General features: G+C 71.7%; 20 protein-coding genes and 1 tRNA gene. 6 read left to right on the plus strand and 15 right to left on the minus strand.

Going from position 1 to position 20,095, the window contains the following annotated elements:
• Positions 1-3 precede the first annotated feature (3 nt).
• The 7 genes from DEI99_RS14830 to DEI99_RS14860 form a co-directional block, all read right to left on the minus strand.
• Positions 4-882, minus strand: a complete 879-nt coding sequence (locus tag DEI99_RS14830) for a putative endonuclease domain-containing protein (protein ID WP_111041263.1) — start codon at positions 880-882, stop codon at positions 4-6.
• A gap of 325 nt (positions 883-1,207) precedes the next feature.
• Entirely contained in the window at positions 1,208-2,830 is a 1,623-nt protein-coding gene (gene groL / locus DEI99_RS14835) for a chaperonin GroEL (RefSeq protein WP_071262633.1), read from the minus strand.
• A 280-nt stretch (positions 2,831-3,110) separates the two neighbouring features.
• Positions 3,111-3,314: a cold-shock protein gene (locus DEI99_RS14840; RefSeq protein ID WP_017888049.1), complete on the minus strand. Its 204-nt coding sequence runs from the start codon at positions 3,312-3,314 to the stop codon at positions 3,111-3,113.
• Positions 3,315-3,483: 169 nt separating this feature from the next.
• Entirely contained in the window at positions 3,484-4,095 is a 612-nt protein-coding gene (locus DEI99_RS14845; protein ID WP_111041264.1) for a LytR C-terminal domain-containing protein, read from the minus strand.
• On the minus strand, positions 4,092-4,436 hold the full coding sequence (locus DEI99_RS14850) for a DUF3263 domain-containing protein (protein WP_071262635.1): 345 nt from the start codon (positions 4,434-4,436) through the stop codon (positions 4,092-4,094). The genes DEI99_RS14845 and DEI99_RS14850 overlap by 4 nt, the downstream gene beginning before the upstream one ends.
• Before the next feature lie 97 nt (positions 4,437-4,533).
• Complete coding sequence (locus tag DEI99_RS14855; protein ID WP_111041266.1) at positions 4,534-5,613, minus strand: DUF2332 family protein; 1,080 nt, start codon at positions 5,611-5,613, stop codon at positions 4,534-4,536.
• Entirely contained in the window at positions 5,610-6,077 is a 468-nt protein-coding gene (locus DEI99_RS14860) for a GNAT family N-acetyltransferase (RefSeq protein WP_111041267.1), read from the minus strand. Before DEI99_RS14860 ends, DEI99_RS14855 begins: the two co-directional genes overlap by 4 nt.
• A gap of 65 nt (positions 6,078-6,142) precedes the next feature.
• On the opposite strand from DEI99_RS14860, the gene msrB reads away from it, so the two are divergent.
• Positions 6,143-6,562 carry a peptide-methionine (R)-S-oxide reductase MsrB gene (msrB, locus tag DEI99_RS14865; RefSeq protein ID WP_071262638.1) on the plus strand — a complete coding sequence of 140 codons (420 nt, stop codon included), beginning with the start codon at positions 6,143-6,145 and terminating at the stop codon, positions 6,560-6,562.
• A gap of 37 nt (positions 6,563-6,599) precedes the next feature.
• Positions 6,600-6,672 (plus strand) — tRNA-Thr (locus DEI99_RS14870).
• Between the two features lie 100 nt (positions 6,673-6,772).
• On the opposite strand, the gene DEI99_RS14875 is transcribed toward DEI99_RS14870, so the two are convergent.
• The 3 genes from DEI99_RS14875 to DEI99_RS14885 form a co-directional block, all read right to left on the minus strand.
• On the minus strand, positions 6,773-7,480 hold the full coding sequence (locus tag DEI99_RS14875) for a DUF3800 domain-containing protein (protein ID WP_181434391.1): 708 nt from the start codon (positions 7,478-7,480) through the stop codon (positions 6,773-6,775).
• Positions 7,481-7,701: 221 nt separating this feature from the next.
• A complete protein-coding gene (locus DEI99_RS14880) occupies positions 7,702-8,733 on the minus strand; it encodes an aldo/keto reductase (protein ID WP_111041269.1) in 1,032 nt (343 codons plus the stop codon).
• Positions 8,734-8,786: 53 nt separating this feature from the next.
• Positions 8,787-9,572 (minus strand): alpha/beta fold hydrolase, encoded by a 786-nt coding sequence (locus DEI99_RS14885; RefSeq protein WP_111041270.1) that lies wholly within the window; start codon positions 9,570-9,572, stop codon positions 8,787-8,789.
• Between the two features lie 34 nt (positions 9,573-9,606).
• On the opposite strand from DEI99_RS14885, the gene DEI99_RS14890 reads away from it, so the two are divergent.
• On the plus strand, positions 9,607-10,305 hold the full coding sequence (locus DEI99_RS14890) for an NAD(P)H-hydrate epimerase (RefSeq protein WP_111041271.1): 699 nt from the start codon (positions 9,607-9,609) through the stop codon (positions 10,303-10,305).
• 17 nt (positions 10,306-10,322) lie between these two features.
• Here the strand turns inward: DEI99_RS14890 and DEI99_RS14895 are convergent, their stop codons facing one another.
• Both DEI99_RS14895 and DEI99_RS14900 read right to left on the minus strand, forming a co-directional pair.
• A complete protein-coding gene (locus DEI99_RS14895; RefSeq protein WP_111041272.1) occupies positions 10,323-11,264 on the minus strand; it encodes a 2-deoxy-5-keto-D-gluconate 6-phosphate aldolase domain-containing protein in 942 nt (313 codons plus the stop codon).
• 35 nt (positions 11,265-11,299) lie between these two features.
• On the minus strand, positions 11,300-12,442 hold the full coding sequence (locus DEI99_RS14900) for a glycerol dehydrogenase (RefSeq protein WP_111041273.1): 1,143 nt from the start codon (positions 12,440-12,442) through the stop codon (positions 11,300-11,302).
• Positions 12,443-12,533: 91 nt separating this feature from the next.
• Between DEI99_RS14900 and ypfJ the strand changes: the two genes are divergently transcribed.
• Positions 12,534-13,424 (plus strand): KPN_02809 family neutral zinc metallopeptidase, encoded by an 891-nt coding sequence (ypfJ, locus tag DEI99_RS14905; protein WP_111041274.1) that lies wholly within the window; start codon positions 12,534-12,536, stop codon positions 13,422-13,424.
• A 231-nt stretch (positions 13,425-13,655) separates the two neighbouring features.
• On the opposite strand, the gene DEI99_RS14910 is transcribed toward ypfJ, so the two are convergent.
• Positions 13,656-14,600, minus strand: a complete 945-nt coding sequence (locus DEI99_RS14910) for a DsbA family protein (RefSeq protein ID WP_146247084.1) — start codon at positions 14,598-14,600, stop codon at positions 13,656-13,658.
• A gap of 241 nt (positions 14,601-14,841) precedes the next feature.
• Between DEI99_RS14910 and DEI99_RS14915 the strand changes: the two genes are divergently transcribed.
• Together DEI99_RS14915 and DEI99_RS14920 are read left to right on the plus strand one after the other, a co-directional pair.
• Positions 14,842-15,942, plus strand: coding sequence for an ABC transporter ATP-binding protein (locus tag DEI99_RS14915; RefSeq protein ID WP_111041276.1), 1,101 nt, complete (start codon positions 14,842-14,844; stop codon positions 15,940-15,942).
• Between the two features lie 83 nt (positions 15,943-16,025).
• Entirely contained in the window at positions 16,026-17,363 is a 1,338-nt protein-coding gene (locus DEI99_RS14920; protein ID WP_111041277.1) for a DUF4032 domain-containing protein, read from the plus strand.
• 284 nt (positions 17,364-17,647) lie between these two features.
• Here the strand turns inward: DEI99_RS14920 and rlmB are convergent, their stop codons facing one another.
• Both rlmB and cysS read right to left on the minus strand, forming a co-directional pair.
• Entirely contained in the window at positions 17,648-18,655 is a 1,008-nt protein-coding gene (gene rlmB, locus DEI99_RS14925; RefSeq protein WP_111041278.1) for a 23S rRNA (guanosine(2251)-2'-O)-methyltransferase RlmB, read from the minus strand.
• A gap of 28 nt (positions 18,656-18,683) precedes the next feature.
• The gene (cysS, locus tag DEI99_RS14930; RefSeq protein ID WP_111041279.1) at positions 18,684-20,093 is read right to left on the minus strand and encodes a cysteine--tRNA ligase; all 1,410 of its coding nucleotides are present in this window, start codon (positions 20,091-20,093) and stop codon (positions 18,684-18,686) included.
• Positions 20,094-20,095 lie beyond the last annotated feature (2 nt).

Consider the following 20,095-nt stretch of genomic DNA (forward strand, 5'->3'; position numbering starts at 1 on the left):
GCATCACGCGGCCGTGCGAGCCGCGAACGCCTGCCGCAGTCGTTCGAGGAGCACCGAGGGGCGAATGGCGTCCGCCGCGGTCGCGTGTATCACCAACCAGTCGTTGACCACGAAGCCGTTGTCTCGTCGCTGGTCGTGTCGGAAGACGTCGCGCTCCCGATGGTGATCGCCGTCGTACTCAAGCGCGATCCGGTACTCCGGCCAGGCGAGGTCGACACGGCCGAGGAATAGTCCGTCCGCATCGTGCACGTCGACGTTGAGCTCTGGTTCCGGGAACCCTGCATCCTCGACGGCCAGGCGCAGCCACGTCTCCATCGCGGATTCGGCTCCTACACGGACGCGGTGCAGGGCAGCCCGAGCGACCCGCACGTACCTGCTGCCTGCGACCACTGCCGCGCGGAGGTCGTCGATCGTCGCCAGACCCGACCGTCCGACCAGGTGGTCCCCGACCGCCACGAGGGCACCCACATCGAGACATGCCGAGCACTCGAACCACATCCCCGCGGGTGAACTCACCCGGTACCCCGCGTGCTCGACGACCTCGACACCGGACCGACGATGCGCGATCACTCCCGGACGCCGCATCCGTCCGTCCTCGCCGACGGTTGTCACGTGGACCATCGGGTCGTCGCGGAAGCAAGGAGGGAGCGGTGCTCCCCAGAGCGCTGCAGCGGTGGTGTGGCTGAAGTACTGGTCCGGGCGCATGACGAGTGCCACTGCGGCAACGAAGTCTGCGTCGTCCGCTGCAGCACGGACGCCGCGCACCGGAGCCACCAGGTCGCGGCGACGAAGACGCTCCGGGTGGACTCCCTTCGCGAACGCCTCGGACACGGAGAACGAGCGGGTGATGAGGTCCGGCGGCAGCGGGCGAGGACGTGGCATCTCGCAAGCATCGAGCGTGGGCTCGGATCGCGACCGTCTGTCGGATCGGCCTGTGGACGAGGAGCCGAACCGCTCCTCCTGTGAGGGGATCGCTGTCAGCGCCGCGCGGAAGGGGCGAATACCGAGTGGGCACGAATCGCCGCACGAGCCCTGGCGACCGGGGGCCAGGCGTCGGCAGAGTCGAAGTCTGCCGACAATTCGTGACCACTCGACGGAACTGAGCGGAGCGTCGGGCCAGTCGGCCTCCGCCCCGCCCGGCCCGCCGCCCGCAGACGCGGAAGGGCCCCGCACGCGTCAGCGTGCGGGGCCCTTCCGGTGGGACTGCCTAGAAGTCCATGCCACCCGTGGGGTCGCCGGCCGGCATGGCCGGGGTCTTCTCCGGCTTGTCGGCGACGACGGCCTCGGTGGTCAGGAACAGACCGGCGATCGACGCGGCGTTCTGCAGCGCCGAGCGCGTGACCTTGGCCGGGTCGATGATGCCGGCGGCCACGAGGTCGACGTACTCACCGGTCGCGGCGTTGAGGCCCCAGCCCGACTCGAGCTCGCGCACCTTGGCGGCGACGACACCCGGCTCGAGACCGGCGTTCAGCGCGATCTGCTTGAGCGGCGCGTCGATGGCGACGCGGACGATGTTCGCACCGGTCGCCTCGTCACCCTCGAGGTCGAGGGACTCGAGCGCGACGGCACCGGCCTGGATGAGGGCGACGCCACCACCGGCGACGATGCCCTCTTCGACGGCTGCCTTCGCGTTGCGGACGGCGTCCTCGATGCGGTGCTTGCGCTCCTTGAGCTCGACCTCGGTCGCGGCACCCGCCTTGATGACGGCCACGCCACCGGCGAGCTTCGCGAGGCGCTCCTGGAGCTTCTCGCGGTCGTAGTCGGAGTCGGTCGCCTCGATCTCGGAGCGGATCTGACGGACGCGGCCGGCGATCTGCTCCTCGTCACCGGAACCCTCGACGATGGTCGTCTCGTCCTTGGTGATGATGACCTTGCGTGCCTTGCCGAGCAGGTCGAGCGTGGCGTTCTCGAGCTTGAGGCCGACCTCTTCCGAGATGACCTGGCCGCCGGTGAGGATCGCGATGTCCTGCAGCATGGCCTTGCGACGGTCGCCGAAGCCCGGGGCCTTGACGGCGACGGACTTGAAGATGCCGCGGATCTTGTTCACGACGAGCGTGGCCAGGGCCTCGCCGTCGACGTCCTCGGCGATGATCAGGAGCTGCTTGCCCGCCTGGATCACCTTGTCGACGACCGGCAGGAGGTCCTTGATGTTCGAGATCTTCGAGTTGACGATCAGGATGTAGGCGTCCTCGAAGACGGCTTCCTGACGCTCGGGGTCGGTGACGAAGTACTGCGACAGGTAGCCCTTGTCGAAGCGCATGCCCTCGGTGAGCTCGAGCTCGGTGCCGAAGGTGTTCGACTCCTCGACGGTGACGACGCCTTCCTTGCCCACCTTGTCGATGGCCTCGGCGATGAGCGCACCGATGGTCGGGTCGGCAGCCGAGATCGACGCGGTGGCGGCGATCTGGTCCTTGGTCTCGATGTCCTTCGCGTTGGCGAGGAGCTGGTCGGAGACGGCGGCGACGGCCTTCTCGATGCCGCGCTTGAGCGACACGGGGTCGGCACCGGCGGCGACGTTGCGGAGGCCCTCGCGGACGAGCGCCTGGGCGAGGACGGTCGCGGTGGTCGTACCGTCACCGGCGACGTCGTCGGTCTTCTTGGCGACCTCCTTGACGAGTTCCGCGCCGATCTTCTCGTACGGGTCGTCGAGCTCGATCTCCTTGGCGATGGAGACACCGTCGTTCGTGATCGTGGGGGCGCCCCACTTCTTCTCGAGGACGACGTTGCGGCCGCGCGGGCCGAGCGTCACCTTCACGGCGTCGGCCAGCTGGTTCAGGCCGCGCTCGAGGCCACGGCGGGCCTCCTCGTCGAAAGCAATGATCTTAGCCATGTGGTTTTTCGTCCCTCCCGGACGTCGTCTTGGGGGTCGTGCTGGCACTCAGCGTGAGCGAGTGCCAACGCCGATTCTGGCACTCGCGGGGTGCGAGTGCAACACGATCGGCAGGCCTGTGTCGAGTTCCCAGGACACCGTGCGGCAGGAGCGGGTCCCCGGAACGGCGCGGGCCGCCGGCCCGGGCCCGCGAGCGGCCGGTCCCGGCCACGGGCCGCACACGACGAACGCGCCGCCCCCGAGGGGACGACGCGTTCGCGGTGGTGCTGCTGCCGGTGGTTCAGGCCGGTCGGACCGACTCGGCCTGCGGGCCCTTGGACCCGGTGCCGACGTCGAAGACGACCGCCTGGCCCTCCTCGAGGACCTTGTAGCCCGACATGTCGATGGCCGAGTAGTGCACGAACACGTCCTGACCTCCTCCATCGACGGTGATGAAGCCGAAGCCCTTTTCAGCGTTGAACCACTTCACGGTTCCGTTGGCCATGATCTCTTGCTCCCTGGTACTGCAGTGCGGACGACGTGTTCGCCGCCTGATGGGACTCTGACCGACGCGAGCCGATCAGGCAAGAGGTGTGACGTTGTTTCACCTCGTTTCCCGCAGAAATCAACGAGTTCGAAACACGCCCGTCACACAACCGAGCGGAAAGCGCGCCTCAGCCCGCGTAGTCGGCCCCGAGGACGACGCTCACGTCGGCGTTCGGGAAGGCCGACGACTGCTGCACGGCGGTGACCCCGAGCTGCTTCGCGACGCCCTGCGCGACCGCTGCCTGTGCGGCCTGCTGGTAGTAGACGATCGTCGCGGTCGAACCGGTGGTGCCCGCGTCGCCGGTCGAGGCGACCTGCCACCCGGCACCCGTCAGCGCCGTGCTCGCCCGTGCGGCGAGTCCGCTCGTCGTCGTGCCGTTGAGGACGACGACGGTCGTGGTGCCCTGCTGGGCCGGCGTCGCGGCCGCCGCGCCACTCGAGGACGACCCGGAGCCGGACGAACCGGAACCGGAGGACGCCGACGCGGACGGCTTCGACGAGGCGGACGGCTTCGCGGTCGCCGAGGCGCTCGTGCTCGGGGCGTCCGAGCCGGGGAACGAGTAGCTGTCGTTGACGAGCGCGAGCACGAGCACGCCGATCCCCACGAGCACGCCGGTGGCCAGGGCGGCCCAGGCGAACACGACCCAGCCGCGGCCGCGACGCTGGACGCCGCGGTGCGCGCCGACCCGGGGGCCGTCCACGACGTCGTCGAACCGGTCTCGGGGGAATCTGGTGCTCATCGTTCCTCTTCACGTCCTTCTGGAGCGGCTCCTGGTGCGACGAAGCTCCGCGCGGCCCGGGCGCCGGTGCGCGCGTGACGGAGCCGCTGCAGCCGGGTGACGAGCTGCGGGTCGTACGCGAGCGCCGCGGGCGAGTCGATCACACGGTTGAGCACCTGGTAGTAGCGCGCCGCCGACATCTCGAACTCGACCCGGATGTCCGCTTCCTTCGTGCGGTCGTGACGCACCCGCTCGTGCTCGAACGAGAGCACGTGCTTGGCGAGCTCGCTGAGTCCATCAGCGTCGGACCGACCAGCGCTGTGCTGGTCGACCCCGTGCTCGTCGGTGGGACTGGCGGTCACTGCGTTTCCGATCACGAGTCGGCGGGCGGGTCGAGCACATCGTAGGGGTGGAGTGCACCCGCTCCCTGGCACGCCGCTGGACTGTCGCGAACCCCGGTCACAGGTTCGGCGCCCGCAACCACCGCACGCGCGTGCCGAACGGGTCGGACACCGCGACGGCCACCCCGTCGAGCGAGGCGGTGGCGAACGCCTCCGGGTCGGCAGGGTCGACGTCCGGAGGCAGCGTCGCCGCCACGCCCGCCAGGATCCCGGTGCGCTCGAGCGCGATCCAGTGCACGCCCCGCTCGCGGACCCGGTCCACGAACCGCTGCCGGTCCGCGCCCGGCACGTACACCAGGGTGCCGGTCGTCAGCACGACCGGTTCGACGTCGTCCGGCAGGGCGTCCAGCGCGCGGTCGAGGTCGCCGGGCAGCGTGCCCCGCATCCGCACGGGAGGCACGGCGAGCGTCGCGCGCGCCGCCTCGCGCATCAGGGCGATCCGGTCCGTCGCCTCGGGCGGGACGGCCTCGACCAACCGGTCGAACGCGCCAGGTGCGGCGAGGTCGATCGGGCTCGGGTCGAGGGCGATCCGCGCGCCGATCCGGATCGGCCTGCTCGCCGGGGCCGGGACGGCGCCACGGACCTCCGCCATGAGACGGACCGCGGGTCCGTCGACCGCCGTGTGCATCCGCACGACCTCGGTGCGCACCCCGCCACGGCCGTCGCGCCCCGAGGGGTCGGGGCGCGACGACGGCACCGGGGCGCGGTCCGCCGGCAGCGGAGACCCCGACGTCCGGTGGTCGAGCGTCACCCGGTCCGGGATCGAGCACAGCCCCGCCGCGGCGCCGGCGTCGACCAGTCCGAGCGGCCGCTCGGTGGCCGCGGCGAGCGCCGCGAAGAGCGGGACGACGGGCGCGAGCCGCCGCGGGTCGTTGGCCTGCACCGTGGCGGAGGCGAGGGCCGCGACCAGGGCGGGGCGGGCCTCCCGGCCGACGGCGCGCAGCGCTCCGGGGTCCGACGGATCCGCACCCAGCCGCCGCGCGACCGCGAAGAACAGCTCCGGCTGGCGCTGCTGCTCGGGGACCTCGGCCAGGAGCGCGACGAGCGCGTCGTCGAGCGACCGGGCCCACGCGGCGTACGACGGGGACACCGCCTCGATGCGGTCCGCGTAGGCGGCGTACCGGTCGCGCGTGGTCACGGGCGGTGCATGCCGACGTGGCGGATGCCGGCCTCGTCGTAGGGCTCGCCGAACCGGACGAAGCCGTGCCGCTCGTACAGGGCGGCGACGTACTCCTGGGCGTGCAGGACGACCGCGTCGCCCCCGTGCTCCGCCAGGACGGCGGCGACGAGCCGGCCCGCGATCCCCCGGCCGCGGTGTCCCGGGGCCGTCGCGACCCGGCCGATCACCCAGGCCGGGGGCGCCGTGCCGGGCGGGTGGACCTCGTCCGCCGCCGGACGGATCAGTCGCAGGTACCCAACCGCTTCGGTGTCCGTGCCGAACCACCAGTGCTCGGTGTCGGGTTCGCGGTCGCGGCCGTCGAAGTCCTCGGCGGTCACCCGCTGCTCGAGCGCGAAGACGCGGTTCCGGAGCACGACGATGCCGTACAGTTCGTCCGTCGTCAGACGGGTCCAGCGGGCGCGGCGCACGGAATGCTCGGACATCGCGGCGAGTTTACTGGAGTGGTCGGGCGTGCCCAGTGGAACCCGACCGGAAGCAGGAGGAAGCAATGGCATACAACGTCGACAAGTCCGACGCCCAGTGGCGCGAGGAGCTCTCGCCGGACCAGTACGCCGTCCTCCGTCAGGCGGGGACCGAGCGGCCGTGGACGGGTGAGCTCCTCGACGAGGAGCGTGCCGGCGTCTACACCTGTGCGGCCTGCGGGGCGGAGCTGTTCAAGAGCGGCACGAAGTTCGACTCCGGCTGCGGCTGGCCGTCGTTCTACGAGTCCGTCGACCCGGACGCCGTGCAGCTCATCGAGGACAAGTCCCTCGGCATGGTCCGCACCGAGGTCCGCTGCGCGAACTGCGGTTCGCACCTGGGCCACGTGTTCCCCGACGGGTTCGGCACCCCCACCGGTGACCGGTACTGCATGAACTCGATCTCGCTGAACTTCTCGGAGAAGACCGAGGCGGCGACCGCCGAGTGAGGCCCCGACGCCCTCACCGGTAGGATGAGCGGCGTCAGCCGGCATGGCGCAATTGGTAGCGCACCGTACTTGTAATACGGGGGTTGCGGGTTCGAGTCCCGCTGCCGGCCCACTAGGATGGGATCTGCAGGCCGCGATCCGTTCGCCGCCCGCACCGCCTTCAGCCCCGCCGCGAGCGGGGCTGTCGTGCGTCCGGGGCGCACATCGAGGTCAGGGCCAGACTCCGGCCCGGTACGCACACCGTTCGATGTCTGCGACGAGCGCAGCGAGGACACGCGCCTGCCGCGGATCCCGCTCCTGCACGGTCTGCGACCGTACCCACGCGAAGGCCACGACGTCCGCCACCTGCAGCATCCGCGAGTAGTGGCTCGGCGCGAAGTGCACGGTGTCGAGGAGGCGCTCGAGACGGGTCTGCATGTAGGTCCCCGGCGTCCCGTACGCCTGGTAGACCGCGAAGCGCTCTCGGTGCCGGTCACGATCAGACCGCTCGTCCGCGATGACCAGGGCGTGCAGATCGAGCTCGTTCGCCCGCTTGTCGACACGCTGCAGCAGGTGCTGGAACGCCACCTGTTCAGGTGTGTGACGGTCTCGGTAGCCATGCGTGTCCTGGTGACGACGGAGTCGCTCGGGTCCGGATCCCCGGAGCAACACGGTCGCGCCGGACGTCACCACGGCGTCGACGACGTCGATGAACACCTTGACGCGCACGCGCGGGGGAACCGCGCTCCACGCGCCCTTCCCGTGGAAGATCGGGTGTGCGTGCACCTCGGCCCCTGGCTTCACGCCGTACTCGTGCAGCCCCGCGACGATCTCGTGCATGCGCTGCGTCAGCCAGCGCGTCTGGGCCGCGTCCGCCATCACGGCGCCGAACCCGTAGAGGTCCGGCTTGAACGACTCGTCGACGAAGCAGAGGAGCATGCTGGAATACTGCCGTACGCGGATCGGCCGTGGTGATGGTCCGCGGACGAGACGATGCCCCGGGCGACAGTTCGCCCGGGGCATCGGCGTACGGGACGCGGTTCAGGGGGACGTCCCGCTCGCTGGAACCGGTAACCAGCCGGTCGTGCAACGAGGATCCCCCGCCGGGCCGTCCGGGTCCACACCCGGTCCGGTCATCGGCGGGAAACCGCACGATCCGGTCAGCGGCCCCCGGTGATCTTCCGCTCGCGCTGCGCCACGCCCGCGGTGCCGTAGGGGTAGTCGTCGACCCGGGGTGCGCTGGCCTCGGTGAGCCGCGTGAGCTCGTCCTCGGTGAGCACGAGGTCGGCCGCGCCGAGGTTGTCCTCGAGCTGGGACAGGTTCCGGACGCCCAGGATGACGCTCGTCACCGCCGGCCGGGCGAGCAGCCAGGCGAGGGCGACCTGCGACCGCGAGGCGCCGTGGGCGTCGGCGACCGCGGACACCGCGTCGAGGACGGCCCAGGTGCGCTCGTCGCCGTTGCGGGCCTCCCATGCCTCCATGCCGCGCTGCGGGTTCTCGCCGAGGCGCGTCGCCCCGGTCGGGGCCTCGTCGCGCTGGTACTTGCCGGACAGCCAGCCGCCGGCCAGGGGCGACCAGGGCAGCAGTCCGATGCCGGCGTCGAGGCAGGCGGGGACGACCTCGTGCTCGATGTCGCGGACGAGCAGGTTGTACTGCGGCTGCAGCGTCACCGGGGGCGCCCACCCGTGCGCCTTCGCCTCGTACACGGCCTTCGTGACCTGGTAGCCGAGGTAGTTCGAGAAGCCGTACGTGCCGATCTTCCCCGCCGAGACGGCGTCGTCGAGGAACCGCAGGGTCTCCTCGATCGGCGTGAGGGCGTCCCACGCGTGCATCTGGTACAGGTCGATGTGGTCGACGCCGAGCCGCTCGAGCGAGGCGTCGAGGGCGAGCCGCAGGTGTCGCCGGGAGAGCCCGACGTCGTTCGGGCCGTCACCCTGCGGGAACCGCCCCTTGGTGGCGAGGACGACCTGCGCCGCCTCGGTGGGGTGCGCGGCGAGCCAGCGGCCGATGATCCGCTCGGACTCGTTGCCCGAGTAGACGTCGGCCGTGTCGACGAGGGTGCCGCCGGCCGCCACGAAGGCGTCGAGGATCGCGTGTGAGGTGGGTTCGTCGGCTTCGCTGCCGAACGTCATCGTGCCGAGGGTCAGCGTCGACACCGATGTCCCGCTGTTGCCGAGGAGTCTGTAGTCCATGGCGGGGACGCTACGCGCGGTGCCCTGCGACAGCGAGGACCTGCCAGTACCCGTCAGCCGACCGGCCCGAGGAACGCCACGGCGGCGTCCCGGAACACCCGCGAGGTGGGTGCGTTGAAGTGGTTGCGTCCGGGGATCTCGGAGAACGAGGCGTGCGGTGCCGCCGCGGCCAGCCGCACGGCGCTGTCCCGGATGCCGTCCTCGCTGCCGGCCGCCAGCAGGATCGGCTGCGCGGGGGCGTTCTCCGGCGTCGGCTCGACGCTGTTGCGCATGCCCTCGACCATGGCCACGAGGGCGCGGAGGTCGTTGCCCTCGACCCCGGCCGCCATCGTCAGGTAGCCGTTCGTCACGCGGTCCTCGACGGGGGTGCCGTCGGCGATGTACGCCTTCGCCTGGTCGACGGCGACGCGGCGCATCGGGTCGGCGTCGGGGATGCCGCCGAGCACCGCGCGGGTGATGCGGTCGGGGAGCCGGTCGGCCGCGTGCCAGCCGACGCGCGCGCCGAGCGAGTACCCGAGGAACGCGACGTCGTCGAGCAGGTACGTGTCGATGACGGTCGTGACGTCCGCGACGAGCAGGTCCATCGAGTACGCGTCGGGGTCGTGCGGCTTCGCGCTCGCCCCGTGCCCGCGCTGGTCGAGCGCGACCACGCGGTGTCCGGCGCGCACGAGGTCGCGGGTCCAGCCCGAGGCGTGCCAGTTGAGCAGCGCGCCCGACGCGAAGCCGTGCACCGCGACGACCGCGGGTGCGTCGGGGTCGCCGAAGTCGTACGTGGCGAGCCGGAGCCCGTCGGGGGACATCACGATGCGGGGAGCGGGCGCTGCGGGGACGAGTGACATGTCCCCTCCAGGCTACCGGGGCACTGTGGAGGCCATGGACGGGTACGGAGCCGATCAGATCCGCGCGGCGGAACGCCCGCACCTCGAGGCGGGGGAACCCCTCATGCAGCGCGCTGCCGACGGGCTCGCCCGCGTCGTCGGTGACCTGCTCGACGACCCGGCCGTCCGGCCGGGCGACGGCCCGGGGTCGGTGCTCCTGCTGGTCGGCAGCGGCGACAACGGCGGTGACGCCCTGTTCGCGGGTGCGCGGCTCGCGGCGGACGGGAGGCACGTGGCGGTCCTGCGCGTCGGCTCACGTGTCCACGAGGCGGGCCTGGCAGCCGCGCTGGACGCCGGGGCGCGCCTCCTGGACGACCCCGCCGGCCCCGAGGCGGTCGTGACGGACGCGGCCCTCGAGGCCGACCTCGTGCTCGACGCGGTGCTCGGCATCGGGGTGCGGGGTCCGGCGGCCCTGCGCTCCCCCGCCCGCGAGGTCGTCGACGCGATCCGCGAGCTCGCCCGCGACCAGCGGGCGCCGTTCGTCGTCGCGGTGGACGTGCCGAGCGGCATCGACGTGGACACCGGCGGGATCGCCGACGAGCACGTCCTGCACGCCGACGTCACCGTCACGTTCGGCGGGGTGAAGGCCGGGTTGCTCAGGGGTCCGGCGGCGACGCTGGCCGGGCGCATCGAGCTCGTCGACGTCGGGATCGGTGCGGACCTGGCGGCGGTGGAGCCGCTCGTCCGCACCTGATCCCGCGCCGACCGCGGTCAGTGGCCGCCGGCGTCCACCCCGTGCTCGACGCCGGGGCGCGCCTCGAGCCAGGTGTCCACGAAGTGGCGGTAGTTCGCGGCGATGCGCTGCTCGGCCGCGCCCGTGTCCAGGCCGTGCTGCACGACGTCGTCGAGCGCCGACTCCCAGTTGCTCCGACCGATCGCGAACCCGACGAAGCCGTCGACGGGCGCCGCGGTGCGGAGCCAGTGGTCGAGCTGGTCCTGCGGGGCATCGCGGCCGAGGACGATGCACTGCACGGCGTCGCGGCCGTCGCGGCGGGCGGTGGCCACGACGCGCTCGGCGTCCTCGCGGCGGTCGAGGCCCTCGAGCTTCCAGACGTCGGCCTCGACCCCGCGGTCCTGCAGGTACTCGAGGACCCGGACGACGAGCTCGGGGCGCAGGTCCCGGTCGTAGTCGTCGACCGACGCCTGCTGCTCGTCGGTTCCGGGCACGAGCAGCTCGACCAGGAACGGCCGACCGGCGTCCCGCAGGGCGGTGGCGACCGCGGCGAGCCGGTCGGCCTGGTCCGCGCGGCGGTCGGCGTCGAAGTCGAGGTTGTCGCGGACGAGCACCTTCACCCAGTCGGGGTCGAAGGCCTCGACGTGGGCGAGCCAGTCGTCGCCGTACTCGAGTTCGAACCAGTCGCGACCCGAGCGCTCGATCGGCATCGCGAGCTGCAGGCCGGCCTCCTTCGCGAGCCGGGCGACGTCGGCGCCGTAGCGCTCGTCGACGAGCACGCCCGTGCGGTCGCGCGACGCCCCGGCGGCCAGGGCGCCGAGCAGCCCCCGGTAGACCAGCTGCTTGCCGGCGCGGACCCGCTCGGCCTCGGACTCGTCGGCGGCCTCACCGGTGTCGGAGCCGTAGGTGTGCTCGAGCAGCGACGAGCGCTGGTCCATGGCGAGCAGGAAGAGGGGGTGGGATTCGTCGAGAACGGGCATGTCCCCATCGTGCTCCGCACCCCCTCGACGGCGTCCTAGTGGGCGCGGTACAGCTCCGGCTCCGGCAGTCCGTGCGCGGCGCGGATGCTGCGCGCGATGCCCTCGATCGCGACGAGCGCGTCGACGACCATCTCGGGCGTGACCGGGAACGGCATGTTGTGGATCGTCTCGTCCGCGACGGTCGCGGCGTCGGCGACGGCCCGGAGCTCCGTCGTGTCGTCGACGGTCAGGCCGATCTCGGTGAGGGTGTTCGGCAGCCCGACCTTCGTGGTGAAGACGACGAAGTCCTCGATCTCGGCGGCGTCGGCGCCCTCGAGGACGAGCTGAGCGAGCGTGCCGATGTTGACCTTCTGCCCGTGCGCGAGGCCGTGGGTCTGCGGCGCCGCGGTCAGTCCGTTGTGGATGGCGTGCGCGGCGGCGAGCCCGCCGGACTCGAAGCCGAGCCCGGAGAGCAGCGTGTTCGCCTCGACGACCTTCTCGAGCGCGGGCGTGACGACCTTCGCCTTCACGGCCTCGATGGCCTGCAGGGCGTTCTCGTGCAGCAGCTTCCAGGACAGCTCGGCGAGGGCCACGCCCGTCTCGGTCTGCAGCCCGCCGGCCATGGTGTCGGCGTTGGCGCGCTTCGCAGCGCGGGCCTCGACCCAGGTCGCCAGGGCGTCGCCGATGCCCGCGACGAGGAACTGCACGGGGGCGTTCGCGACGAGCTTCGTGTCGATGAGCACGAGGTCGGGGTTGTGCGGGAAGAAGCGGTACTCGAGGAACTCGCCCTCCTCCGAGTAGATGACGGCGAGCGCCGAGGTCGGGGCGTCGGTCGAGGCGGCGGTCGGGACGCTAGCCCACCGGATGCCGGCGAGGTGCCCGGATGCCTTCGCGGCGTCGATCGCGGACCCGCCGCCCAGCCCGACGATGACGTCGGCCTCGGTGTCGCGGATCTGCGCGACGAGCGCGTCGACCGCCTCGGGGGTGGCGAACCGGCCGAAGCCGACGCGCTCGACGCGCAGGTCGGCGGCCTGGAAGCTCTCGGTGACCGCGGCCTCGACGATGCCCCAGACGACGTCGTCCGCGACGATCAGGGGGCGCCCGCCGATCGGGGCGACGAACTCGCCGACCCGGGTGATCGCGTCCTTGCCCTGGACGTAGCGGGCGGGGCTCATCACGGTGCTGATGGGAGTGGCCATGGTGTGGTTCCTTCCGGTTGTACGACAGGTGTCGGGGTCGCCGACACCTCAGACGGTACGCGGGCACCGGGTGACCCGTACATTCGGGAGCATGACGTTCAACGACGACTCCCGGCTGTCCGGTGGCAAGGTCACACGACGCGGCCGAGGGGCTGCGATCGGCGGCGGCGCTGTGGGCGTCGGCGCGATCATCGTGTTCCTCATCGCCCAGTTCACCGGTGTCGACCTCACCGGTCTCGTCGACGGCGGCGGCACGACGCAGATCCAGCAGCCGGACCAGTCGGTCGACGCCGCCGCCGAGTGCCGCACCGGGCGCGACGCCAACCTGCAGGTGGAGTGCCGCATGGAGGGTGCCGCCGAGTCGCTCGACGCCTTCTGGACCGCCGAGGCGCGCGACCTCGGGATCACCTACTCGACGCCGGGCTTCGTCCTGTTCACCGACTCCACGAGCACCTCGTGCGGTCAGGCGTCGGCCGCGACGGGACCGTTCTACTGCCCGCCGGACCGCTCGATCTACCTCGACACCGCGTTCTACGACGACCTGCAGTCGCAGTACGGCTCGTCCGGCGGCCCGCTGGCACAGATGTACGTCGTCGCGCACGAGTGGGGCCACCACATCCAGCAGCTCCAGGGGTCCTTCGCGAACACCGACCGCTCGGGCACGGGGGCGTCCTCCGGCAGCGTGCGCGTCGAGCTGCAGGCCGACTGCTACGCGGGCGCCTGGGTCGGCGACGCCGCGAACACCGAGGACGCCGACGGCAACACCTTCTTCGAGCCGATCACCCGCGCGCAGATCGACGACGCCCTGTCCGCCGCGAGCGCCGTCGGCGACGACAGCATCCAGGAGCGGTCCTCGGGCCGCGTCGACCCGGACTCCTTCACGCACGGCTCGAGTGCGCAGCGCCAGGAGTGGTTCGTGCAGGGCTACCAGCGGGGCGCCACGGCCTGCGACACCTTCAGCGTCCCCGGCTCGTCCCTGTAGCGCCCTCCCCCCGGGGCCGGGGGGCAGTTCCGCGCGTCGGTGGCCGTTCCGCGCGTGGAGAGCCCTTTCGCGCGTAGGAGGCGAGAAGTTCCGACCTCCCACGCGCGATTCAGCTTCCCACTCCGGGTGCGATGGGAAGGAACGCGCACGCGACGTCCGCACAGACGGACGGGAGGCCCGGTGCCAGCTGGCACCGGGCCTCCCGTCCGTCACGGACTCGCGTCCGCGCGGTCAGCGCTTGGTCGGTGAGGGGGACGGCGTCCTCGACGCAGTCGGCGTCGGCGTCGCGGTCGCCGTCGGCGTCGCGGTGGGCTCCGAGGCGCCGGCCGCCGTCACCACGAAGGTGCGGAAGTCGTCGTTCGTGATCGGCGAGGTGAGCTCGTACTGCTGCCCGTTGACCAGCACCAGGGGCGTCCCCGGGAACTCGGTGATCGACGATCCGGGGATGTCGCCGCCGGCCACCGCGTTCGTGCGCTCGTCGACCCACTTGCTGTAGTCCTGGTCGGCGATGCAGCGCTCGATCGCGCGTCGGTCCTGCAGCCCGCTCACCCCGGTGACCACCTTCGTGAGCTCGGCGTCGGTGAGTCCGGCGGTGCCCTCTTCCGGCTGGTTCGCGAAGAGCGCCTTGTTCACGGCGTAGAACCGGTCCGGCGAGTGCTCGGCCACGCAGGCCGCGGCGTTCGCGGCGCGGAGCGAGTACTTCGTGCCCTGCGACCGGTTCGCCAGGATCGCGACCGGGTGGATGTCGACCGTCGCGGCGCCGGAGTCGACGAGGCTCTCGATGTAGTCGCCGTTGGCCTCCTCGAACTGGCCGCAGGTCGGGCAGAGGTAGTCGACGTAGAGCGTGATGCGGACCGTGCCGGCGCCGTCCGACGCGGTGGCGCTCGGCGAGGCCGGAGCCGACCCGGACACGGCCTTCATGTCCTGCCCGATCGTGATGCCGCCCTGCGACATCGTCGACGGGCCGGGGCCGGCGGGCTTCACCGAGTCGACGAGGACGAGCGTGACGATCGTCGCGGCGGCGAGCAGCACCACACCGATGCCGATCTGCAGTCCGAGCCGGACGCCGCGCTGGCGACGCTTCTGCTGGGTGCGGGCACGCTGGGCCCGCTGTCGGGCGGCTTCGCGGCGTTCGTTCCGCGCGGCGCGGGCATCACCCTCGGGGCGGTTGGTCATCGGTGCGTCGTCCTCCTGATCGGCGTCCGCACGGCTCACCCCCGCTCGGCGGACGGACCCGGCGATTGTAGTGGGCCGCTCTGGGAACCACCCAACCAGCCGGGAAACACTGGCGCACCCCGGTGAACTCGTGTTGTATGAACTCCGATGGTCGACGGCGACCGTCCGGGGCCCGCACGGGCAACCGCTTCACTCGGATCGTCCGGCACGTACCTGCCGGTGAAGGAAGGATCGAACGCTCATGGCGTCCGTCACCTATGACAAGGCAACCCGTCTCTACCCCGGGGGCAACCGTCCCGCGGTCGACTCCCTCGACCTGGACGTCGCCGACGGCGAGTTCCTCGTCCTCGTCGGCCCGTCGGGCTGCGGCAAGTCCACCTCGCTCCGCATGCTGGCCGGCCTCGAAGAGGTCAACTCCGGCCAGATCCGCATCGGCGACCGCGACGTCACGGACGTCCCGCCGAAGGACCGCGACATCGCGATGGTGTTCCAGAACTACGCGCTGTACCCGCACATGACCGTCGCCGAGAACATGGGCTTCGCGCTCAAGATCGCCGGCGTCGGCAAGGAAGAGCGCGCCACCCGCGTGCAGGAGGCCGCGAAGCTCCTCGACCTCGAGCAGTACCTCGGCCGCAAGCCGAAGGCCCTCTCCGGTGGTCAGCGTCAGCGCGTCGCCATGGGCCGCGCGATCGTCCGTCAGCCGCAGGTGTTCCTCATGGACGAGCCGCTGTCGAACCTCGACGCCAAGCTCCGCGTGCAGACCCGCACCCAGATCGCGTCGCTGCAGCGTCGTCTCGGCGTCACCACGGTGTACGTCACGCACGACCAGACCGAGGCCCTGACGATGGGCGACCGCATCGCGGTGCTCAAGGACGGCATCCTGCAGCAGGTCGGCTCGCCGCGCGACCTGTACGAGAAGCCGAACAACGTCTTCGTCGCCGGCTTCATCGGTTCGCCGGCCATGAACCTGCTGCCGGCCGACGTGGTCGAGGGCGGCATCAAGTTCGGCACGCTCAACCACCCGATCGACCGCGACACGCTGTCGAACGCCCGCGCCGGGAACATCACGGTCGGCATCCGCCCCGAGGACGTCCAGGTGTCGTCCTCCGGCGAGGGCCTGCCCGTCACCGTCGACGTGGTCGAGGAGCTCGGCGCCGACGGCTACCTCTACGGTCACGCCGACGTCAACGGCTCGCGCGTCGACATCGTCGCCCGCGTCGACGGTCGTTCGCACCCCTCGATCGGTGACACGATCGTCGTCACGCCGAAGCAGGGCCACGTGCACGCCTTCGACACCGAGTCGGGCGACCGCCTCGACGACAAGGCCGTCGTCAGCGCCTGACGCTGGAACGCCCCAACAGGAGGCGCGGTGCCGGACGGCACCGCGCCTCCCGTCCGTCGCCCCGCACCGAACAGGAACCAACCGTGCCCGAGTCGATGTCCATCACCGCCGCCACCGTCGACCCCGGACTGCTCGACCTGCCCTGGGACCTGCCGCTCGCGGACTGGCCGGACGAGACGATCGTCGCGCTGCCGAAGGGCATCTCGCGGCACCTCGTGCGCTTCGTGCACCTGGGCGGCTACGTCGCCGCCGTGAAGGAGACGGGCGAGGAGGTCGCCCGTGCCGAGTACGACATGCTCCGGACCCTGCAGCGCATGGACGTGCCGTGCGTCGACCCGGTGGCCGTCATCACGAACCGCGCCGACGCCGAGGGCCAGCCGCTCCACCCGGTGCTCGTCACGCGGCACCTGCGGTTCTCGCTGCCGTACCGGGCGCTGTACTCGCAGACGCTCCGCCCGGAGACCGCCACCCGCCTGGTCGACGCGCTCGCGCTGCTGCTCGTCCGGCTGCACATCATCGGCTTCTACTGGGGCGACGTCTCGCTGTCGAACACGCTGTTCCGCCGCGACGCCGGCTCGTTCGCCGCGTACCTGGTGGACGCCGAGACCGGCAAGCTCTACCCCGGCGGCCTGTCCAACGGGCAGCGCGAGAACGACCTCGAGGTCGCCCGGGTGAACATCGCCGGCGAGCTGCTCGACCTCGAGGCCGGCGGGCGCCTCGACGAGAACGCCGACCCGGTCGACGTGTCGAACCGGATCGTCGCCCAGTACCGGACCCTGTGGAAGGAACTCACCGGCACCGAGCAGTTCGACATCAAGGAGCGGTGGCGCATCAACGACCGCGTCGAACGGCTCAACGAGCTCGGTTTCGACATCGAGGAGCTCTCGATCCACACGACCGAGGGCGGTTCGCAGGTGCGGATCCAGCCGAAGGTCGTCGACGCCGGCCACCACCAGCGCCGTCTGCTGCGCCTGACCGGCCTCGACGCGGGCGAGAACCAGGCACGCCGTCTGCTCAACGACCTCGACTCGTACCGTGCCCGCAACGGCCGGGACGAGCTCGACGAGGAGATGGTGGCGCACGAGTGGGTGTCCCGGGTCTTCGAGCCCGTCGTCCGCTCGATCCCCCGCGACCTGCGCGGGCGCCTCGAGCCGGCGGAGGTCTTCCACGAGCTGCTCGAGCACCGCTGGTTCATGTCCCAGCAGGAGGAACGCTCGGTCTCCCTGCCCGAGGCCACGACCGCCTACATCAACGACGTCCTGCGACACCGCCGTGACGAGCGCCTGCTCATCAACCCTCCGACCTCGTCGATGACGCTGCCGATCCCGCTCGTCGACGACGCACAGAACGACACCCAGACCGACATCCAGACCGACACCGACGACTCCGACGACGTCGACGACTGGCGCGCGACCGTCTGAGACGGTCGCCGGTCGGTCACGACACCCCGCCGGGGGACGCCGACTGGTCGCAGACCGTCGCCAGGGGCGTCGCGCAGCGACGACTCGTGACCACACGGCGGGCACCATCCGACGTGTCCTGACCGTTCGGGGGTCGAGAACGCGACCGCCTGGAGGCCCGGCCCACGTCCCGGAGACCGGCGCCGGCCCTCCAGACCGTCACGCCCAGCCCGCACCACACCGTGAGCAGGAATGGTCGCCTCCCGCTCGGGGAGGCGACCATTCCTGCTCACGAAGTGCTGCGGCTACGCGGAGCGACGGCGCCGCGCGACCTCCCACAGGGTCACGCTCGCGGCGATGCCGGCGTTGAGGGACTCGGTCGCGCTCGAGATCGGGATCGACACGATCGCGTCGCAGGTGTCGGTGACCAGGCGCGACAGGCCCTTGCCCTCGGAGCCGACGACGATGACGATCGGGCGGTCGGCGAGCTCGAGGGCGTCGAGCTCGACGTCGCCGTCGCCGTCCAGGCCGAGGACGAACAGGCCCATGGACTTGAGCGACTTGAGGGTCTGCGTCAGGTTCGGAGCCATCGCGACGGGCGTGCGGGCGGCGGCACCGGCCGAGGTCTTCCACGCCGACGCCGTCACGCCGACCGAGCGGCGCTGCGGCACGATGACGCCGTGCCCGCCGAAGGCCGCGGTCGAGCGGATGATGGCACCGAGGTTGCGCGGGTCGGTGATGCCGTCGAGCGCCACCATGAGCGGGACCTGGTCGCGGGCGAACGCCTGCTCGGCGATGTCCTCGGCGACCGCGTACTGGTACGCCGGCACCTTGAGCGCGACGCCCTGGTGCACGCTGTCGTGCCCGGTGATGCGGTCGAGCTCCGGGCGCATGATCTCCATGATCGCCACGCCGCGGTGGTTGGCGAGCGCGAGGATCTCCTTGACGCGGTCGTCGACCTCGATGCGGGACGCGATGTAGAGCGTCGTCGACGGGGTCTTCGTGCGGAGCGCCTCGAGCACGGAGTTGCGGCCGGTCACGAGCTCGGAGTCGTCGGTCTTCCGCGCCGGCGGGCGGGTGCGGCTCTGCGGCGTCGACGAGGCGCCGTGACGCCCCTTCGCTGCCTCGAACCGGTCCTTCGCGGCCTTGCGCTTGCCGGCGGGGTGGTACGGCCGGTCCTCGGCCTTGGGGGTCGGCTTCCGACCCTCGAGCGCCTGCGCGCCCTGGCCGCCGGAGCCGACCTGCTTGTTGCCCTTGCGGCCGGAACGGACGGCGCCGGGCCGGCCCTTCTTGTTGCCCGAGACGTTCTTCATGCGTAGCTCCTGTTCGGCACTGCCGTGTTCAGGCGATGCTCCAGCGTGTTCCGGACGGTGTGTCCTCGATCGTGATGCCCGCGGCCGCGAGGTCGTCGCGGACTCGGTCGGCCGCGGTGAAGTCCCGTGCTGCCCTGGCGTCCGCGCGCTCCTGCACGAGGCGTTCGACGAGGGCGGCGAGCGGGCCGGCCGAGGCGTCCTGGCCGGTGCCCGACCAGTGGGCGGCCCGCGGGTCGATGCCGAGGACCTCGACCATCGCGGCCACCTGATGGTACGCGACCCCGAGGGATTCCGCATCGCCGGAGTCCAGGGCGGCGTTGCCGGCGCGGACCGTCTCGTGCAGCACGGCGAGTGCCTGCGGGACCGCCAGGTCGTCGTCCATCGCCGCCGCGAAGGCGTCCGGCACGGCCGGGGCGTCGGCGAGGTGCACGCCCTCGAGCCGGGGTTCGGCGCGGGACAGGAACCCGTCGATGCGGTCGTACGCCGCCTCGGCCTCGGCGAGGGACCCCTCGTGGTGGTCGATCGACGAGCGGTAGTGCGCGGCGCCGAGGAAGTACCGCACGACCGCGGGCCGTGCCGCCGCCAGGAAGTCCGCGGCGAAGATCGAGTTGCCGAGCGACTTCGACATCTTCTGCCCGTCGACGGTCACCAGCCCGTTGTGCAACCAGTACGAGGCGAACGGGTCGCCCGCCGCGGTCGACTGCGCGAGCTCGTTCTCGTGGTGCGGGAAGCGCAGGTCGAGTCCGCCGCCGTGGATGTCGAACGCCGGGCCGAGGTAGCGGCGGGACATGGCGGAGCACTCGATGTGCCAGCCGGGACGGCCGGGCCCCCAGGGCGAGTCCCACGACGCGGTCGCCGGCTCACCGGGCTTCGCGCCCTTCCAGAGCGCGAAGTCGCGGGCGTCGCGCTTGCCGCGGGGGTCGGCGTCGGCGGCGTCGACCATGTCCTCGCGGCGCTGTCGGGTGAGCGCTCCGTAGTCGGCCCAGCTGCCGGTGTCGAAGTAGACGTCGCCGGACCCGTCGGCCGCCACGTAGGCGTGCCCGCGCTCGATCAGACGCTCGATGATGTCGTGCATCTGCGGGACGCTCGCGGTCGCGCGCGGCTCGTACGTCGGCGGCAGGATGCCGAGGGCGGTGTACGCCGCCGTGAACTCGAGCTCGACGCGGTAGGCGCGGGCGAACCACTCCTCGTCGGTGCCGGCGGCCAGGTCGAGGACCTTGTCGTCGATGTCGGTGACGTTGCGCACCAGGGTCACGCGGTGGCCGCGGTACGTCAGCCAGCGGCGCCAGATGTCGTAGACCAGTGCCGAGCGCAGGTGCCCGATGTGCGGCGACGACTGCACCGTCGGACCGCAGACGTACATGCTCACCCGTCCGTCGACCAGCGGGACGAGGTCGACCACGGCTGCGGCGCGGGAGTCGTAGAGGCGAACGGTCACGA

Source organism: Curtobacterium sp. MCLR17_036 (assembly GCF_003234445.2).
Classification (GTDB): domain Bacteria; phylum Actinomycetota; class Actinomycetes; order Actinomycetales; family Microbacteriaceae; genus Curtobacterium.

Bases quoted from the DNA above. Each gene is read 5' to 3' on its own strand.
- DEI99_RS14830 (WP_111041263.1), bottom strand. From the start codon at position 882: ATGCCACGTCCTCGCCCGCTGCCGCCGGACCTCATCACCCGCTCGTTC.
- groL (WP_071262633.1), bottom strand. From the start codon at position 2,830: ATGGCTAAGATCATTGCTTTCGACGAGGAGGCCCGCCGTGGCCTCGAG.
- DEI99_RS14840 (WP_017888049.1), bottom strand. From the start codon at position 3,314: ATGGCCAACGGAACCGTGAAGTGGTTCAACGCTGAAAAGGGCTTCGGC.
- DEI99_RS14845 (WP_111041264.1), bottom strand. From the start codon at position 4,095: ATGAGCACCAGATTCCCCCGAGACCGGTTCGACGACGTCGTGGACGGC.
- DEI99_RS14860 (WP_111041267.1), bottom strand. From the start codon at position 6,077: ATGTCCGAGCATTCCGTGCGCCGCGCCCGCTGGACCCGTCTGACGACG.
- msrB (WP_071262638.1), top strand. From the start codon at position 6,143: ATGGCATACAACGTCGACAAGTCCGACGCCCAGTGGCGCGAGGAGCTC.
- DEI99_RS14875 (WP_181434391.1), bottom strand. From the start codon at position 7,480: ATGCTCCTCTGCTTCGTCGACGAGTCGTTCAAGCCGGACCTCTACGGG.
- DEI99_RS14880 (WP_111041269.1), bottom strand. From the start codon at position 8,733: ATGGACTACAGACTCCTCGGCAACAGCGGGACATCGGTGTCGACGCTG.
- DEI99_RS14885 (WP_111041270.1), bottom strand. From the start codon at position 9,572: ATGTCACTCGTCCCCGCAGCGCCCGCTCCCCGCATCGTGATGTCCCCC.
- DEI99_RS14890 (WP_111041271.1), top strand. From the start codon at position 9,607: ATGGACGGGTACGGAGCCGATCAGATCCGCGCGGCGGAACGCCCGCAC.
- DEI99_RS14895 (WP_111041272.1), bottom strand. From the start codon at position 11,264: ATGCCCGTTCTCGACGAATCCCACCCCCTCTTCCTGCTCGCCATGGAC.
- DEI99_RS14900 (WP_111041273.1), bottom strand. From the start codon at position 12,442: ATGGCCACTCCCATCAGCACCGTGATGAGCCCCGCCCGCTACGTCCAG.
- ypfJ (WP_111041274.1), top strand. From the start codon at position 12,534: ATGACGTTCAACGACGACTCCCGGCTGTCCGGTGGCAAGGTCACACGA.
- DEI99_RS14910 (WP_146247084.1), bottom strand. From the start codon at position 14,600: ATGACCAACCGCCCCGAGGGTGATGCCCGCGCCGCGCGGAACGAACGC.
- DEI99_RS14915 (WP_111041276.1), top strand. From the start codon at position 14,842: ATGGCGTCCGTCACCTATGACAAGGCAACCCGTCTCTACCCCGGGGGC.
- rlmB (WP_111041278.1), bottom strand. From the start codon at position 18,655: ATGAAGAACGTCTCGGGCAACAAGAAGGGCCGGCCCGGCGCCGTCCGT.